Origin of the sequence: Gloeobacter violaceus PCC 7421 (assembly GCF_000011385.1) — a bacterium.
GTDB lineage: Bacteria > Cyanobacteriota > Cyanobacteriia > Gloeobacterales > Gloeobacteraceae > Gloeobacter > Gloeobacter violaceus.
The window spans coordinates 4,008,096-4,023,125 of sequence record NC_005125.1 but is presented as its reverse complement, the minus strand read 5'-3'; the positions used below and the strand labels follow the sequence as shown (position 1 = coordinate 4,023,125).

Below are 15,030 nucleotides of genomic sequence, written 5' to 3'. Positions count from 1 at the left end.
CGGTTACCCTGAAAGGGTCGCGCGGCACCTTCGATGCCCCTCAAGCTCTGCCTGTACAGCTCCGCCCACGGCTTCGGCCATACGACCCGGCTTCTGGCGGTGGCTAGCCGCCTGCGCGAACTTGAAGCGCACTCGCGCATCGTGCTGCATTCCCATGTGCCCGACTGGCTGGTCGCGGTGCACATGGCCAAGGGCCTCGAACGGCGCGGTACGCTCCTCGATGTCGGGCTGGTCCAATCCGACAGCTTCACCACCGACCGGGACGCCACCCTCGAACGCATCCGCGCCCTGCGGGCGCGCTCGGAGGAACTGGTGTGCGCCGAGCGCGAGTGGCTGGAGCAAGAGGATTTCGATATCGTCCTGGCGGACATTCCGCCTCTGGCAGGCAGGCTTGCGGACGCAAAGCGGCCGGTGTGGGGCATGAGCAATTTCGGCTGGGATTTTATCTACCGCCATATCGAAGACGAACGCTTTGCGCCGCTGGCCGCCTGGTCCGCGCAACTCTACCGCGGGTACTCGGGATTGTTCCGATTGCCCTTTGCCGAGGCGATGGACGCCTTTGCCGCCGTCGAGCCGGTGCCCCTGGTGGTCAACGAAGCGCGCTTCGGGCGCGACCACGTCCGCCACAGGCTCGGGATCGCCCCCGATCGGCCCACCGCCTTGATGACCTTCGGCGGTTTGGGGATGGCTGCTTTTCCGGCTGAGCGGGTGGCCGAGCACCCCGACTGGCAGTTCGTGGTCACCGCCGCCGCTCCCCCGGCCCCCAACCTCACGACGGTCGAGCCGGGCGCCTGGCGGCTGATCGAACTACTGGCAGCGGTGGACCTGGCCATCATCAAACCCGGCTACAGCACCGTCGCCGAGTGCTGCGCCCTGGGTCTGCCGGTGGCTTGCCTGGCCAGGCCGGGATTCGCCGAAGCCGATCTCCTCATCGACGGCATGTCGCGCCTGATCGATTGCCGCGTGCTCACCACCGAAGCGTTCTTGGCGCAGAGGTGGGACTTTCTGGACGGCTCGCTCGCTTGTCGTCCCCCGGTCCCGGCCCATGGCGCCCAACAGGTGGCCGAACGTCTGCTTGCAGTGGTGCGCTGATGCGGATCCGGGGGTGGTGCGTTCCCAATTGTTCGGAAGCGAGTAATATTGCGCATAGGGCAGGAACAATGGATCACAATTCCATCTGGGCCGGTCCGACCGCTGGATCCCACACACTCACCACTCACTGCACTGGATCGCTATGGGTTTTGAAAGGCTGTTTGCTGCACAGTGGCGAAGTCTGGGTCTGTGTTGGCGCCCGCTGCTGTTGCACATCGGCGTCTACGCCTTGTTGTGTGTAGTGTTGAACCTGACCTTCAGCGGCAACGACGTCTGGCAGTACCTCGACCGGATGATCCTGGTCATTGGTGTCGCCTCGGCGATGATCCAGGCTGGCGGCTTTGTGGCCCGTTTGCTCTGGCTCGGGGTGGCCATCGGTGAGGCGGGCGGATTAGTATCGCGCTGCACGGCCCTGGTGTTGCCGCAGGTGCCGGCGGGTCTGGTGCAACTCGCTTACGCCGGTTTGCTGCTCATTTTGTTTTTGTTGCTGGCGCGCTCCTCCAGCGGCGACGGCGGGCTTCCCACCCTCACCCCCGATGCGCCCTTGAGCCCTTCGCGCTCCCCTCTACGGTTACGCTAGAGCCAGTTGCAGGCACTTGCTGAAATGGGCTCGAACTTGACCGAGGTGGCCAGGAATCTCTCCATCGGTTCCTACCGCCGGCATTTGTTTTTGTGCGCCGACCAGACCAAACCCGCCTGCTGCGATAAAGCGGCAAGCCTGGTCAGCTGGGACTATCTCAAAGGGCGGCTCAAAGCCCTGGGACTCGACCGGGGCGAGGCGGCCGTCTTTCGCACCAAGGCCAACTGCCTGCGCGTCTGCCGCGATGGCCCGATTCTGCTGGTCTATCCGGGTGGTTTCTGGTACCACAGCGCCACCCCTGAGGTGCTCGAGCGCGTCATCCAGGAGCACCTGATAGGCGGGGTGCCGGTCGCAGAATTTCTGTTTGCCACAAACCCTCTGCTGGAAGAAAGTCACTGACGGCTGGAGCCACCCCGGCGAACTTCGCGGGCGCGATCGAAAATTTGCAGTGCACTCAGGCTCAGCCCCGGGGTCATCGGCTCGGCGAGGGGAGTCGCATTCTGGTAAACGGTTTTCTGGTTCGGGCTGAAGAGGGTGACTGTCTCGGCGCGCGGATCTACAACCCAGACGCTGCCCACACCTGCCTGCAAATAGTCGCCGGCTTTTTCTTCGAATTCTTTGGAGGTCTGGTCGGGAGAAATGATTTCGACTACCAGGTCCGCAGGCACCGGGCAGGGGGCATCTTCGTCCCACTCTCTGCCTAAGCGCTCGTAACTGACATAGGTCAGATCCGGTACCGGCACCCAATCGACGCCGCGCCGCCTCAAAACGACGGCCCATTCCGGCCCCAACCTGCCATGGTCCATCGCCCAACCGTCCAGCAGTTGGAGCAGCACCCTTTGCAGCGAAGCGTGAAAAAACTGAGGAGACACTTTGGCAACCGCCTGTCCGTCTACCAGTTCGAAGGCCGTCTCGCCCTCGGGCAGGGCAAAAAATTGCTCCAGTGTGAGATCGCTGCGCGTCGTTGCCATGCTTCCATACTAGACGTGGAGACTTCACAAGGTTTTCTGGTGCGTACCCCTTCTGCGCGCCGGTTTTGCGAACAGGCATCCGGGGACTGGTACTACCTGAAACACCTGTTGTACTGCAAGCGGGATAACACGATGAGTAGCGAACTATTTGATGAGTATGTCGAGCACGGTCCGGAGAACAAGCTGGAACTGATCGAATCGCGTCTTGTGGTCGGCAATTCGCTCCTCGGCAGTCGGCTTTTGTTGCGACAACTCCTGCAAGGCTGGAGCCCAGCTGCCGCGGTGGCCCTCGCTCCTGTGCAACTGTGGTTGCAAGCGTTGAAGATGCGTTACGGAGTGACTGTAGGCAACGACGACATTGCCGACCTTTCGTTGCACAATATCGGATACGAGCTTGAGGATTTAAGGGGTGGGTACAGAGGCGATGAACATAGTCACAATGGCGTCCGCCAGTATTTGAATACCAGTTTGTTCCGGGTTGCCCGGGAAGTCGGAGGCAATGCCCTGGGCCGCGATTTTGCAATGCGTCTGGGTGAAAACGGCTTCACACCGGATGCCATGTTTTTTACCGGCACAGGGCTCAACCGTTTGTGCAATTATTACCTGAACGGTCCGGCAGAGCTTGTAATCGAAGTTTTGCGACCTGGCCACGAACATGCCGATCGCGTTATCAAACGCAACTACTACCAAGCGGCCGGTGTACCGGAATATTGGATTGTCGATCCCCGTTCTCGGAGCGTCGAGTTCTGGAGTCGACGGGATGGCGTCTACTTGTCCCAATTTCCAGATCGCGATGGCCTGTATCGCCCCGGCAGCGTTGCCGGATTAGCATTCCGTCCAGAACCGCTATGGCAAGATGCCAACTGGTATGGTGGCAGTCTGGAGGAATTGTTCTTTCTCGAAGGCTCCCAGCAGCCTTTCGAATCTATCCCTCACATCCAAGAGGGAGCGGGATGGGGCAGTCTACCTTTTGTGCCGGATTTGCAGTTGGAGCCGGCTCCCATCGGCTTTGACCAGTACATCAGCTGGTGCCCGGAGGCAAAATTCGAGTATTGGGAAGATAGACCGCAGATCGGTGGAGCCGCCGGAGTCCGCAACCTCCTCGGTATGTTGTTGGCAACGTTCGGTCTTGTCGACGTTCTGAATGTACTACCACCCCAAAGTTGGATTGAGGCTCTGCAGGAGCGCATCGCCCAGGAGCAGCAGGATACCGAGCATAAGGCCCAATGGTGGCATCTGGTCCGCCAGGCCGCCGCGATGCTGCGCGAGAACTTTGGGATCGTCAGGTTGGGAGTGATCGGGGATCTGGTGCGGTCCCAACCTCTCAATTACTGGTCGGACGTTACCCTGGTCGCATGGGACGCGCCGCAGCAGCGGGAATACGAAATCTACCAGGCTCTCTCGGGACTTGGTGACAGTCCGCAGATGCGCTTACTCGATGCGGAGCGCGGCTTCAAGACGGCAGAGGAGCAACAGGCAATTGCTGAACAGTTGGTGCCCCTGTGAACAACAATCTTCAAGCCCGTTTGCCCTCCACCTGCCTTGGCGAAGGTAAGTTGAATCGACCGGACTACCGCTCGCTCAACCACTGGCTGAGCGACTCCGGGCCGTTAAAATCCAGCAACGCTTCGCCTAGCCGCTCCAACTGATCAACCGACAGCCCTTCGACTTGCTCGCGCTCAGAAGCTTCCAACGTTCCTATCCGTCGCACCAGCTGACGGAGCACAATATTGCGGGCCTCCTGCGCTCGGCCTTCCTCGCGGCCTTCCTCACGACCGCGCTGTTCGCCCTCGCGCAAAATGCGTTGGTAAATCACAGACTCACGCATCAGTTCCTCCCGCAGCAGCGCATCGATGATTGCTTCCGAGAAGCGTAGACCCGCCAGAATCTTTGCATACCCCAGCGTATTCGCCCGCAACCCCGGTTCTTCTATACTACCGATGCGCTCTGCAACCCGCTCCAGAAGTGCTTCGGCTGAATCTGTCCGGGCAAGGGCGGCCAGCGGCAGCAACGCCGGGCGCTGCAATAGCGGCACCGGATCTTTTTCCCACAGGCGCACCACCCGGTAGCGATGTACCATCCGACCGGTACGGTACTCCTCCTGGATCGTCGTGCTCACTGAAGGTCGCTTCAAAAGAACGATAAACTGCTCGACCTCGCGCAACGGCTCCCGGTACAGCCGCATCAGGCGGATATAGTAGTCGGCCATACGCAACGGCAGGGGCGGATCGGGTCAAGGCCCAGTTCTGTGGGCAGGACAGTGGTCTGGCGGAGGGTACGGCCTAAAAGCCAGGAGGCAAAAGCGAGCGGATCTTGCCGGGCAAGTTCTTTGCAAGCATCGTCGTAGGCCATGGACTTATCATGGGACACCCGGTGTCGGAACTGAAGCTATTGCTCCAGTCGGGTGCAGGCATCCCGGCGGAAGAACCAACGATTGGAAGCGGTGCGGGTAGCTACAGGCAAGCTACATCCCGCGTTGCCGTTTTTGCTGTTCTCGTGCGATTTCTCCGGCAAGCGCACCGGCACTCGGCTCCGGCATCACCTGCGCCAGGGGCGTATGACGGTCGAGGCGAAAACCTGACCCGAGGCGGTATAGGGCTCCTTTGCAATAAAGCGCTCCGCCCCGAGCGCATCGGCCGCGTCGATCACCAGTACCATCACCTCGGGCTTGCCCTGCGCATCGATGGTCGGCCCACCAAAGACAATCATTTCCCGGTGATCACGGATGTACTCAAGATGCCGCAACCGCAGCGCCATCCGGGCGGGATCGCTGTCTTTGCGCAGGGTGCAGAGGATTGCAAAGCGCATTGATGTTCTCCCTAGCTAGTTATGGCCGCCGGTACCCTGCAATCCCAACATCGAGGCGCACAATGCGGCCCGGCTGGACGGCATCCGCGCTCAAAAAGCTGACCCCGCCGTTGGTAGTCACGTAGAGCGATCGGTGATCTTCGACTGTGCGTCCAAAAGCTACGGCCGTGCTGCCAGTGAGTCCCTGTTCTGCCTCGGCCACGACGCTCACCCGCCGGTCGGGGCTGATCCGCACCACGCTGCTGTAGACGTGGGTGGTGCCGAAGATATTGCCCTCGATATCGAAGGCAAAATCGTCGAGGTTGAGGTTGGTCATAAACACCTCCAGCTCCCCCGGCGAATAGTCAACACCCAGTGGGACACGGAGGAGCATCTGCTGCTGCGTACTGGACACGTAGAGAGTGTCGTCGTGAATTTTGAGTCCGTTCGCCCCCGGAAACATCGGTACCGGATGGAAGGGATCTTTTGCGTGGGCCAACCGCTCGTGGCTAAGCCAGAGCGCCGCCGTCCGAGCCGCCAGATCCACCTCCCAAATGGCACTTTTGTAGGAGTCGGCAACCAGATACCGCTCACCCACCAGATGGGTCAGTCCGTTCAGAAAGACCGCTTCTTGCATCTCAATCCAGCACTCGACTGTGCCATCTAGACCGACCCGGTAGAGCGTCTGAGTCTTACCCGCGGAACCGGCCACGAGCAAGCTGCCGTCCGCAGCAAAACCGATGCCTGCGGCGTTGCCGTCCAACCGGGCAAGTTCCGCGATGTCTCCCTGCGGTGAGATCCGGAAGAGGCGGCCGTCGTCGTAACTGGTCACGAACAGATCCCCGCCCTCGCCAATGACAATGTTTTCCAAGAATGTGGGCACAGGGAAAGTAGCGATCTCCTGCGCTGCTGCTATCTGGCGGGGCACCGCCGCAAACTCGGGTTGCAGCGCTTTGTCGAGGGCGGCGACGATCGCCCGGGCGATGCTGGTGCTGGAATTGGGGTTCTGGCCGGTGATGAACTGTCCGTCGCGCTCGATATGATCGGCCTTGTTTTCGCGGGCAATGAAATGCGCCCCCAACGCGCGCAACCGGTCTTCGAGGATGAAGGGCACTTCCTTGTCGAGTTCGGCCGCCACTTCCTCAGAAGCGGTGTAAGAAGTCAAGGTCACTCCCGCGACCAGGGGCGCGCCGTCGGGACGTCTGGCACCCACCAACCCGGCCGGGCCGTGGCAGATGGCGGCAATGATCTTGCCCGCCTTATAAAATTCGGTGAGCAGACGGGCGAGATCCGGGTTGTCGGGCAGGTCGAACATGGGACCATGCCCGCCCGGCAGGAAGATGGCGTCGAAATTCTCCGAGGCCATACCCGCCAGCGGCAGGGTCGCTCGCGAGGCTTCGATCGCCGCTTGCCACTGCTGTTGCTGCTCAGGAGTCGGATTGCTGCGCGGGTCGACGGGCATCGCTCCGCCCCTGGGGCTTGCCACCGTGATCCCGATTTTGCGGGCGAGCAGTTCCATGTAGGGGACCGCGAACTCCTCAAGCCAGACCCCGGTCGGTCGGGGGTCCGGCCCTTCGAAGCGATCGTGGCTGCTGGTGACCATCAAGATGGTTTTCATCATTTTTCGGTCTTTGTACCGGCAATACCCGGCTATGGAGATAGAAACACGCCGGTGAGATCCACAGTATCCAGGGGTGGTTACCGCCGTCTTGCACGATCGTCCGCCTACAGCAGGCACCGCGCTTTTTCTGCAAAGCTGGGGGGCGCTGTAGAATCGATGCGTCCCGGCAAGAATAGCATCGATGGCTGCCCCCATACCCGGAGAATTCGAATACGATACCGAGAGGGCTCCGGTCCTCACCTCCAAACGGATACACGGATCCACCGGGATTGAGGTTGTCGAAGCGCTCTGTCCGGCGGGCGAATACCGCCACGGTGCAGCGGCCGCTTTCGTCTTGCGGCTGGTCCGCCGGGGACATTCTCCCGCGCGCCTGGAACTGGGGGCGGGAGTGTTCGATGCCTACACCCGTTCTGGTGACTTGCTGTTCAATCCGGCCGGGACGGCAACCCGGTTCGCCATCGAATCACAGCGGCAGATGCTTATCGTTTCGCTGAGCGAGGCGCTCGTACTGCCGCTTCTCAATGAACAGGGGGCCAATCCCGGGGACCTTGGCCCCTTGCTGCAAAGCCCGCTGCGCAGCGGATTGCTCACCTCGCTGTGCCTTGCGCTGGGCGAGGAGGCCGACAACGGCGGGCTGCGGGGTGCAACGTTCGCAGAGGCGACCGTTACCGCTGCAGTGGCCGAGTTGTTGTTTCTGGCGAAGCAACCCGTCGGCACCGCCGCGCCCACGGCCCCAGTTGCCCATCGGACAATCGCCCGCTGCCTGGAGCTTATCGAAGCGCGATTGGCCGAACCGTTGTTGCTATCGGAGTTGGCCCAGAGTGCGGGGATGGGGCGGAGTGCATTTTTGGGTGCCTTTCGGGCGGCTACCGGGCAGTCGCCCCACCAGTACATTCTTAGGCGGCGGGCGGAGCGGGCCGTAGCGCTGCTGCGCTCGGGAGACCTGCCCCTGGCCGAGGTGGCTCTGCTGGCCGGTTTTGCGCACCAGGCCCACATGACCAATGTCCTGTCGCGCCTTTACGGCCTGACGCCCGCCCGCATCCGCAACCGGGAGGACCGATGAGGTCCGGCTTCTCACTGTTCAAAAACCTGCACAAATAGGACCGGGGGAAAGAGCTATGGCCCTCTCCCCCAGCCTCATCATTTCCACAATGCTCGACCCACCGGAATTAGCCGACAGTCACCTGATTGGTCTCGACGGCCGTGGCACCGTTGACGGTCTTGGCCACGGTCACCATCTTCGTGAGGATCGCCTGGCTGGGCACTTTGCCCTTGAGCACGACGGTGGTGCCCGTCTGGGCCACGTAGAGCGTGTCGACATCGTCAAGTTCAGGATCGTTGTCGAAGGCGAGCGCGACGCGCTTGGCCAGGCCGCTTTGATCGTACTCCCCGTTCAAACCGACGCGCTCCGGCGGCACCGGCTCACCGGTGGGCGTCTGGGCGGGCTGCGCAGGTGCCTGGGCGGTCTGCTGCGGTTTTTCCAAGCCAAAAAGACGTTGAAGCCATCCCATATTGCACTTGTCCATGCGTAACTACCCAATCAGCATAGTAACCGTCCCCACCGGAAAAATGCCCCCCAGGACAGATATGAACATGTCGGGAAACCCTCGTGGATACATATGCATAGCTACATACCCATGGGTTGTCCAACGCACCGGGTACCCGGAAGGGCCGCGGGCCGTGGATGGGCCGCGACTGGGAGCGATTGGCTTGCAGGCTGACACCGTGGCGCGGATCGTGGGCGGCCTTCCGGGTACCGGGTTGCCCCTAGAATGAACGGGGGCACGCCCACCGTACCGCTTGCAAACCGCCGCTTCGATGTCCGATCTCCGCTTGACCGCCTGGGACTACGGGGGCATCGCCGCCCACCTCGGCCTGCTCATCCGGGCGCGTTATCCGCTGCTTTACATTGTCTCGGCGGAGGAAGGACCGGTAGAGGAGGTGCTGGAGCAGGTGGCGACCACCCTGCAGCCAACGCGCAAGATCCGCCGCTGGGACGTGGTGGCCGGTTGGGAGGATAGCGGCCAGGCCAAGGGTTCGGCCATCCAGGCGCTGGAGCAGGTGCGCGCCGCCCCGGACGAAGCGGTGCTCTTTGTGTTGCGCGACTTGCACCCGCCTTTGCTCAATCCCACCCTCGCCCAGAATTACCCGGTGGTGCGCGCCCTCAAAAAGCTCGCCATCGATCTCAAAGACAAGCGCAAGACGGTCATCGTGCTCAGCCACACGGCGGCGGTACCCGCCGAATTGCGCGAGGAGATGGTAGTCATCGACTTTCCCCTACCCGGCCCCGCCGAAATCCGCAAAATGCTCAAAGCCGCCGTGCCGCCCGCGCAACTCACCCTCCAGGGACTGGCGGAGGAGCAACTGGTGCGCGCCTGCCTGGGGCTCACCCGCACGCGCATCCGCCGCATCCTCGCCCGCGCCCTCGCCGAGCGCGAAAAAGTGAGCGAAGCGGACATCGATCTGGTGCTCGAAGAAAAAAAACAGTACGTCCGTCAGAGCGAAGTACTCGAATTTTTTCCGGCCCGCGCCTCCCTTAGAAATATCGGCGGCCTCGAAAACCTCAAAGCTTGGGTGCGAGAGCGGCGGGGCAGCTTTGGCGAAGGGGCGCGCCGCTACGGCCTGCCCAACCCCAAGGGGGTGCTGCTGGTGGGCATCCAGGGCACCGGTAAGTCGCTCTCGGCGCGCACGATCGCCTGCGAGTGGCGCATGCCGCTACTGAGGCTCGATGCCGGGCGCCTGTTCGGCGGCCTGGTGGGCGAATCGGAGGCGCGGGTGCGCCAGATGATCCAGATTGCCGAGGCGATGGCCCCCTGCGTGCTCTGGGTCGACGAGGCGGATAAAGCTTTCGGCGGGGTGGGCGAGAGCGGCGCGGGCGATTCGGGCACCAGCAAGCGCGTCTTCGGCAGCCTGATGACCTGGATGCAGGAGAAGACCGCCCCGGTCTTCATCGTCGCCACCGCCAACAACGTCCGGGTGCTGCCGGCGGAATTTTTGCGCAAGGGCCGCTTCGACGAGATTTTTTTCTTGAACCTGCCCAATACCGCCGAGCGCCAGGCCATCTTCCGGGTGCACCTGGAGCGCCTCAGACCCCAGCGCCTGCGCGAATTTGACCTTGTGGCCCTGGCCGGCCACACCCCACAATTCAGCGGTGCTGAAATCGAGCAGGCGATCGTCGATGCGATGCATCTGGCCTACAACAGCAGCCCGAGCCGCGAATTCTCGATGGAAGATATCTTCCATAGTGTCGAGCAGAGCGTGCCCCTCGCTTCGATCGCCCGCGAACAGATCGCCGAATTGAAGCGCTGGGCCGCCGAATCGGGGGCGCGCACCGCCTCGATCGACACCGAGCTGAGCCAAGAAATCCGGGCCATCGCCGCCCGCCGCGGCCTCGACGCGCTCGAAATCGACGACACTGACCTTGGATAAGCGACACCGGAACATGTCCCACTTCACCACCGTCCGCCTCGAACTGAAAAACCGCGCCGTCCTCAAGGCCACCCTTGAGCAATTGGGCTTTACGGTCGCCCTCGACGCCGCCGTGCGCGGCTACAAGGGCGAGACCACCCGCGCCGATCTGGTCGTGCGCCGCCCCGGCGGCTACGACATCGGCTTTCGCCGGGTAGGCGACCACCTGGAGATGGTGGCCGACTTCTGGGGTGTAGGCAGCAGCGCCGAGCGGCTGCTTGCACCTATCCGCCAGCGCTACGCCCGCAACGTGCTTATCGAAACGGCCGCCGCCCAGGGCTTTACGGTCGAAAGCGAGCAGGTGGGCGAGGCGGGCGAGGTGCGCGTCGTGATCGCAAGGTGGGCGTGATGGCCGAGTACCAGCGCATCGAGTACGTCATCGGCAAAGACGGCAAGATCACCGAGCGGGTCAGCGGCGTCGAAGGCGGGCACTGCACCGAGATAACCGCTGAGCTTGAGGCCGCCCTGGGTCGGATCGAACGGCGCGAGAGCGACGGTGCGCCGCCCCTCGAAGGCGAGGTGCAACGCCGACTCGACCAGGGCCATGCCTGAGCACTGCGAACCGCTGTTGCGCAGCTTCATGGAGGCGGTGGGGATCGGCAGTTGGCGGGGATTGGCCAGGCAGGCCGGGGTGTCGCCCGCGGCGGTGGGTGCGGTGCGCCGGGGAGAAGCCTTTCGGCTCAGGGTGGAGACGGCCCAAAAGCTTGCCGCCTGTTTGGAGGTGGAGCCGGCGGCTTTTTTGCAGACCTTCGCAGGGGTACACCTCGAGAGCCGTGCCGAGCGCGAGTGCGGGCAATGGCGCTCAGAATGCCTGCGGCTGCAGAAACAGCTCGAAGCGCAGCAGGCGGTGGCAGAAGCGCATTTTCGCCGTGAAACTCTCCAACGGCTGCTGCCGCTGCTCATCCAGGCGCCGACCCTCAGGCGGGCCGCCCAGGGCAACCCGACGCTGGGAGCGGCGGGCGCCCTGCGCTTGCTCTCGCCGCTGGAGGGCCTGCTGGCCGACTGGGGCTTCGAACCTATCGGTGCTGTCTGGGAGCCGGTGGCCTTCGATCCCGAGCTGCACCTGCCGGACGCGGCGGACATCGCACCGGGCGAGACCGTCTACGTGCGCTTTTTGGGCTACCGGGACCAAGCGGAGGTGCTCTGCCGGGCGAAGGTGAGCCGGACGTTGCCCGCGGGGAGCGGATCGTGAGCATCGTCGCCGTCGATTTCGGCACCTCCAACACGGTGGTATGCCTCGAAAACCGGGCCAGGGGCACCCCCGAAACCCTCGTCTTTCCGTTTAGCGCCCACTACCCGGGCGGACCGCCCCTGGTGCCCTCGGCGGTCTATATCGACAGCCGGGGCGAAGCGCTCATCGGCCGGCCGGCCGCCGCCGCCACCGACAAAAGCCGGCTCTTTCGAGGGTTCAAGCGCGACCTGTCCCAGGAATTCGAACCCTCGCCCCGGCTGGTGGACGGAGCGAGCTACACCTCGGCGCGGGTGGGCGAAATCTTTTTGGATCGTCTGTACGCCGCCCTCAACGCCCAGGGCGTCCTGCCTTCACAACTGATTTTGAGCGCACCGGTCGGGGCCTACGAACACTATCTCAACTGGTTGCGCGAAGCCTGCTTCCGGCTTGCCCTTCCCGAGCCGCTGGTGGTGGACGAATCGACGGCGGCGGCGCTGGGGTACGCCATCGAGGCGCCGGGAGCGCTGGTGCTGGTGGTCGATCTAGGCGGCGGCACCCTCGATCTCTCGCTGGTGCGCACAAGCCCCCTGCCCACAGGAGCGCGCGAGCAACGGGCGGAGGTGATCGCCAAATCCGACCGGCCCTGGGGTTGCGGGGGCGCCGATATCGATCAGTGGATCGCCGAGGATTATCTGGATAGAGCCGGTCTTACCCGCCGCAGTATCGGCGAAACCGCCTGGCAGAATTTGCTCCTGGTAGCCGAAGCGGTGAAGATCCGGCTTTCCGCTCAGCGCTTCGCCGCCGAGAGCTGGTTTGACGAGCAGAGCTTCGAGACCCACGAGTTGCGCCTCGATCGCGACGGCCTGGAGGCGATCCTGGAGCGGCAACAGCTCCTGGATCGCCTGCGCGAGGCGGTCGACGAAGTGCTCGATCAGGCCTACGGCCGGGGGGTGGCCAAAAAGGAGATCGCCCACGTCGTGCTGGTGGGGGGCACCGGCTTGATCCCGGCGGTCCGCAAGCAGCTAATCGGCCTGTTCGGCCGCGAGAAAGTCCGGTTCGGCAAACCCTTTGAGGCGGTGGCCCACGGCGCGCTCACCCTGGCGCGCTACGGCGCGGTGGAGGACCACCTGCGCCACACCTACGCCCTGCGCCACTGGAATCCCTATGCCAAGGCCTACGAATACCTGCCCCTGTTCACAGGCGGCACCCCCTACCCGGTGGCGGGCGAACCGATTTTGCTGCAGGCCAACGCCGCCGGCCAGAAGGAGGTGAGCCTGGTCCTGGGCGAATTGAGCGCCGGGACGACCACCGAAGTCTACGAAGATGCCGCCGGCATGCTGCGCACCCGCCCAGGCAGTGCCGACGGCAGCTTCCGGCCTTTGGGCAAACGCAATCAGGTGAATTTCACCCTCGATCCGCCCGGGGTGGCTGGGGTGGACCGCTTGGAAGTGCGCTTCGCCGTCGATGGCACCCGCACGCTGCGGGTGACGGTGCGGGATCTGTCCACCGGCCGGTTGCTCGTCGACGAGCAACCGGCCGGCCGGCTGAAATAAGCGCTCCTGCCCCTAGTCCAGGCCGTAATCCTCCTTGAGCGAGCGCATAAAGGCCGCGAGCGCCGCCACATCGTCCTGCACCAGGGCGATGCGCCCGATTTCGAGATCGGCATTGCGCACTTGAGCGGCACGGGTCTTTTGCGAGAACGACCGATAGAATTCGGCGACTTCTTCGAGCGTGCCTTTGCTGCCGTTGTGCAGGTAGGGAGCCGAGTCCGCCAGATCCCTGAGGCCCGGAGTCTTGAAGCGGCCGAGGGACTGGGTGAGGGCGGCGTCTTTACCGCTATTGGGCACTTTAGCCAACCCCATCAGTGCTTCGAGCTTCTCGGGGGGCACCTTGAAATCGGGATTGAGATAGACGTTCCAGGCTCCGAGATCCGCCAGGGCCGGGTTGGCCGAGTCGGCGGGCTTGCGAAAGACACCCGAGGCGTTGGGGTGAAGGGAGGTCGGGGGCAAATAGGCGTCGTAGTTGGTGTTGCGTTCCTTGAGTGCAGGGATCGGCAGATTGGCGAAGGCCCCTTCGCCGTGGGCGTCGTCGTACTCCTGCTGGCTGGCCCCGGTGTTGTGCAGGCTGAAGTCGGTGAATTTGGGTGCTACGTGGCAGACCATGCAGTTGCCCACCTTTCCCTGCTGCAACTCCGTGGCACCGACCGCGCGGCCCTGCGGTTCGGCCAGGAAGATCTGCAAGCCGACCAGTTCCTGCGCCCCAAAGGCAAAGGGTTGATCGCTCAGCTCAAAAGCGCCGTCCGCGGGTGTCACAAAGCGCGGCTGCTTGAGATTGGCGAGAAGCCCCCGCAGGCGGCGGCTGTAGGCAAGGTCCGATTCGCCGGGGGCGGGCCGGCGCGGCAGGCCGTTCTTTTGCAAGAACACGTCGTAGGGCGAACCTGCGAAGGCCCCTTCTTCGTCGCGGGCAAAGAACAGCGAATCCATGTAGGCCGCCATCAACCGGCCGACCGCGTAGAGAATCTGCTCGTCGGTCGCTCTGGCGACATCGAGGCGGTAGGACTCCGGCAGCACGAAGCGCGGATCGGGGCTCTTGCCGGCCAATACCAGCGCGTAGGCCCCGCCGTTTTGCTGGGCAAGTTCGCCCTGGCCGTTGTCGTTGCGGACGATCGAGGCGACGTGGCGGATGGCGGCCTGGCGCTCGGTGAGTTTCCAGCCGAAGTTGCGGTCCGTCAGGGTATCGGCCACCAGTTTCTCCAGATTCGGAAACTGGCCGTCCAAGTGATAAAGTTCCGCCGGGGCGGTGGTGTTGAGGGCCAGATTGACCAGGGAGGGACTGTTGCGGACGGTGACCTTCTCGCCGTCCCCCCGGTCCGGCACGGGGCTGCGCACGGCGAAATCGGCGTAGGTGCGAAACCCGCCGCCCGGGGTCTCGGCGGCCTGCGATTCGAGATGGCATTGCCTGCAACTCATCGATTTACCTGCGAAGGGACCGGCAATCGGTCCGTCGGGGGTCATCAGGGTCGCCACCACCGGATCGCCGCCACCGGGCAACGGCTCGGCATTGGCATCCCCGCCGCTATTGGCAAAATAAAACTGAGCGAATCGCGTCTCTTCAAATAGCCGTTCGCCAACTAGAACTTCCGCAGGTTCAGCCTCCTCAGCTTCGGCACTTTGCCGCGCGGGGGACGGCGGTTGCGCACTGATATCCATCGCTTTTGCAAAGATTCCGGCGGTGGCAAGCAGCGCCGCCAGACCCACCAAGCGCAAGGCGTGGGAATTGAGTCGAGTCATTCGATTGTTTCTCCTTCGCAGAGCGATTCCCACTGCCGATTCATCGAGCG

At 63.3% G+C, this 15,030-nt stretch carries 15 protein-coding genes and 1 pseudogene; 10 read left to right on the top strand and 6 right to left on the bottom strand.

Annotation, left to right across the window (positions count from 1 at the left end):
- The first annotated feature begins 33 nt into the window (after positions 1-33).
- The 3 genes from GLL_RS19675 to GLL_RS19665 all read left to right on the top strand — a co-directional run bounded on the left by GLL_RS19675 (position 34) and on the right by GLL_RS19665 (position 2,071).
- Complete coding sequence (locus GLL_RS19675) at positions 34-1,092, top strand: hypothetical protein (protein ID WP_011143805.1); 1,059 nt, start codon at positions 34-36, stop codon at positions 1,090-1,092.
- A gap of 142 nt (positions 1,093-1,234) precedes the next feature.
- Positions 1,235-1,672 carry a hypothetical protein gene (locus GLL_RS19670; RefSeq protein WP_011143804.1) on the top strand — a complete coding sequence of 146 codons (438 nt, stop codon included), beginning with the start codon at positions 1,235-1,237 and terminating at the stop codon, positions 1,670-1,672.
- Between the two features lie 24 nt (positions 1,673-1,696).
- On the top strand, positions 1,697-2,071 hold the full coding sequence (locus GLL_RS19665) for a (2Fe-2S) ferredoxin domain-containing protein (RefSeq protein WP_011143803.1): 375 nt from the start codon (positions 1,697-1,699) through the stop codon (positions 2,069-2,071).
- Here the strand turns inward: GLL_RS19665 and GLL_RS19660 are convergent.
- On the bottom strand, positions 2,065-2,643 hold the full coding sequence (locus GLL_RS19660; RefSeq protein ID WP_011143802.1) for a Uma2 family endonuclease: 579 nt from the start codon (positions 2,641-2,643) through the stop codon (positions 2,065-2,067). The genes GLL_RS19665 and GLL_RS19660 overlap by 7 nt on opposite strands.
- 132 nt (positions 2,644-2,775) lie before the next feature.
- Here GLL_RS19660 and GLL_RS19655 point away from each other — a divergent pair, with 132 nt between their 5' ends.
- Complete coding sequence (locus GLL_RS19655) at positions 2,776-4,149, top strand: Uma2 family endonuclease (RefSeq protein ID WP_164929382.1); 1,374 nt, start codon at positions 2,776-2,778, stop codon at positions 4,147-4,149.
- Positions 4,150-4,213: 64 nt separating this feature from the next.
- Here the strand turns inward: GLL_RS19655 and GLL_RS19650 are convergent, their stop codons facing one another.
- The 3 genes from GLL_RS19650 to GLL_RS19640 all read right to left on the bottom strand — a co-directional run bounded on the left by GLL_RS19650 (position 4,214) and on the right by GLL_RS19640 (position 7,051).
- A complete protein-coding gene (locus GLL_RS19650; protein ID WP_011143800.1) occupies positions 4,214-4,852 on the bottom strand; it encodes a DUF4351 domain-containing protein in 639 nt (212 codons plus the stop codon).
- Between the two features lie 329 nt (positions 4,853-5,181).
- Complete coding sequence (locus GLL_RS19645; protein WP_011143799.1) at positions 5,182-5,451, bottom strand: YciI family protein; 270 nt, start codon at positions 5,449-5,451, stop codon at positions 5,182-5,184.
- Between the two features lie 19 nt (positions 5,452-5,470).
- Entirely contained in the window at positions 5,471-7,051 is a 1,581-nt protein-coding gene (locus GLL_RS19640) for a DJ-1/PfpI family protein (protein WP_011143798.1), read from the bottom strand.
- A gap of 181 nt (positions 7,052-7,232) precedes the next feature.
- Between GLL_RS19640 and GLL_RS19635 the strand changes: the two genes are divergently transcribed.
- Complete coding sequence (locus tag GLL_RS19635) at positions 7,233-8,114, top strand: helix-turn-helix domain-containing protein (RefSeq protein WP_011143797.1); 882 nt, start codon at positions 7,233-7,235, stop codon at positions 8,112-8,114.
- A 106-nt stretch (positions 8,115-8,220) separates the two neighbouring features.
- On the opposite strand, the gene GLL_RS19630 is transcribed toward GLL_RS19635, so the two are convergent.
- Positions 8,221-8,562, bottom strand: a complete 342-nt coding sequence (locus tag GLL_RS19630) for a BON domain-containing protein (RefSeq protein ID WP_011143796.1) — start codon at positions 8,560-8,562, stop codon at positions 8,221-8,223.
- Positions 8,563-8,869: 307 nt separating this feature from the next.
- Here GLL_RS19630 and GLL_RS19625 point away from each other — a divergent pair, with 307 nt between their 5' ends.
- Genes GLL_RS19625 through GLL_RS19605 form a run of 5 tightly spaced genes read left to right on the top strand, consistent with a single transcriptional unit; the run spans position 8,870 to position 13,243 of the window.
- Positions 8,870-10,480, top strand: a complete 1,611-nt coding sequence (locus GLL_RS19625; RefSeq protein ID WP_011143795.1) for an AAA family ATPase — start codon at positions 8,870-8,872, stop codon at positions 10,478-10,480.
- Positions 10,481-10,493: 13 nt separating this feature from the next.
- Positions 10,494-10,868 carry a DUF1257 domain-containing protein gene (locus GLL_RS19620; protein ID WP_011143794.1) on the top strand — a complete coding sequence of 125 codons (375 nt, stop codon included), beginning with the start codon at positions 10,494-10,496 and terminating at the stop codon, positions 10,866-10,868.
- A complete protein-coding gene (locus tag GLL_RS19615) occupies positions 10,868-11,071 on the top strand; it encodes a DUF2997 domain-containing protein (RefSeq protein WP_164929381.1) in 204 nt (67 codons plus the stop codon). Before GLL_RS19620 ends, GLL_RS19615 begins: the two co-directional genes overlap by 1 nt.
- The gene (locus tag GLL_RS19610) at positions 11,064-11,711 is read left to right on the top strand and encodes a helix-turn-helix domain-containing protein (protein WP_011143792.1); all 648 of its coding nucleotides are present in this window, start codon (positions 11,064-11,066) and stop codon (positions 11,709-11,711) included. Before GLL_RS19615 ends, GLL_RS19610 begins: the two co-directional genes overlap by 8 nt.
- Complete coding sequence (locus GLL_RS19605; protein ID WP_011143791.1) at positions 11,708-13,243, top strand: Hsp70 family protein; 1,536 nt, start codon at positions 11,708-11,710, stop codon at positions 13,241-13,243. Before GLL_RS19610 ends, GLL_RS19605 begins: the two co-directional genes overlap by 4 nt.
- A gap of 149 nt (positions 13,244-13,392) precedes the next feature.
- Here GLL_RS19605 and GLL_RS23820 read toward each other — a convergent pair.
- Positions 13,393-13,495 (bottom strand): annotated as a pseudogene (locus GLL_RS23820) (cytochrome-c peroxidase); the annotation flags it as partial.
- Positions 13,496-15,030: the final 1,535 nt, after the last annotated feature.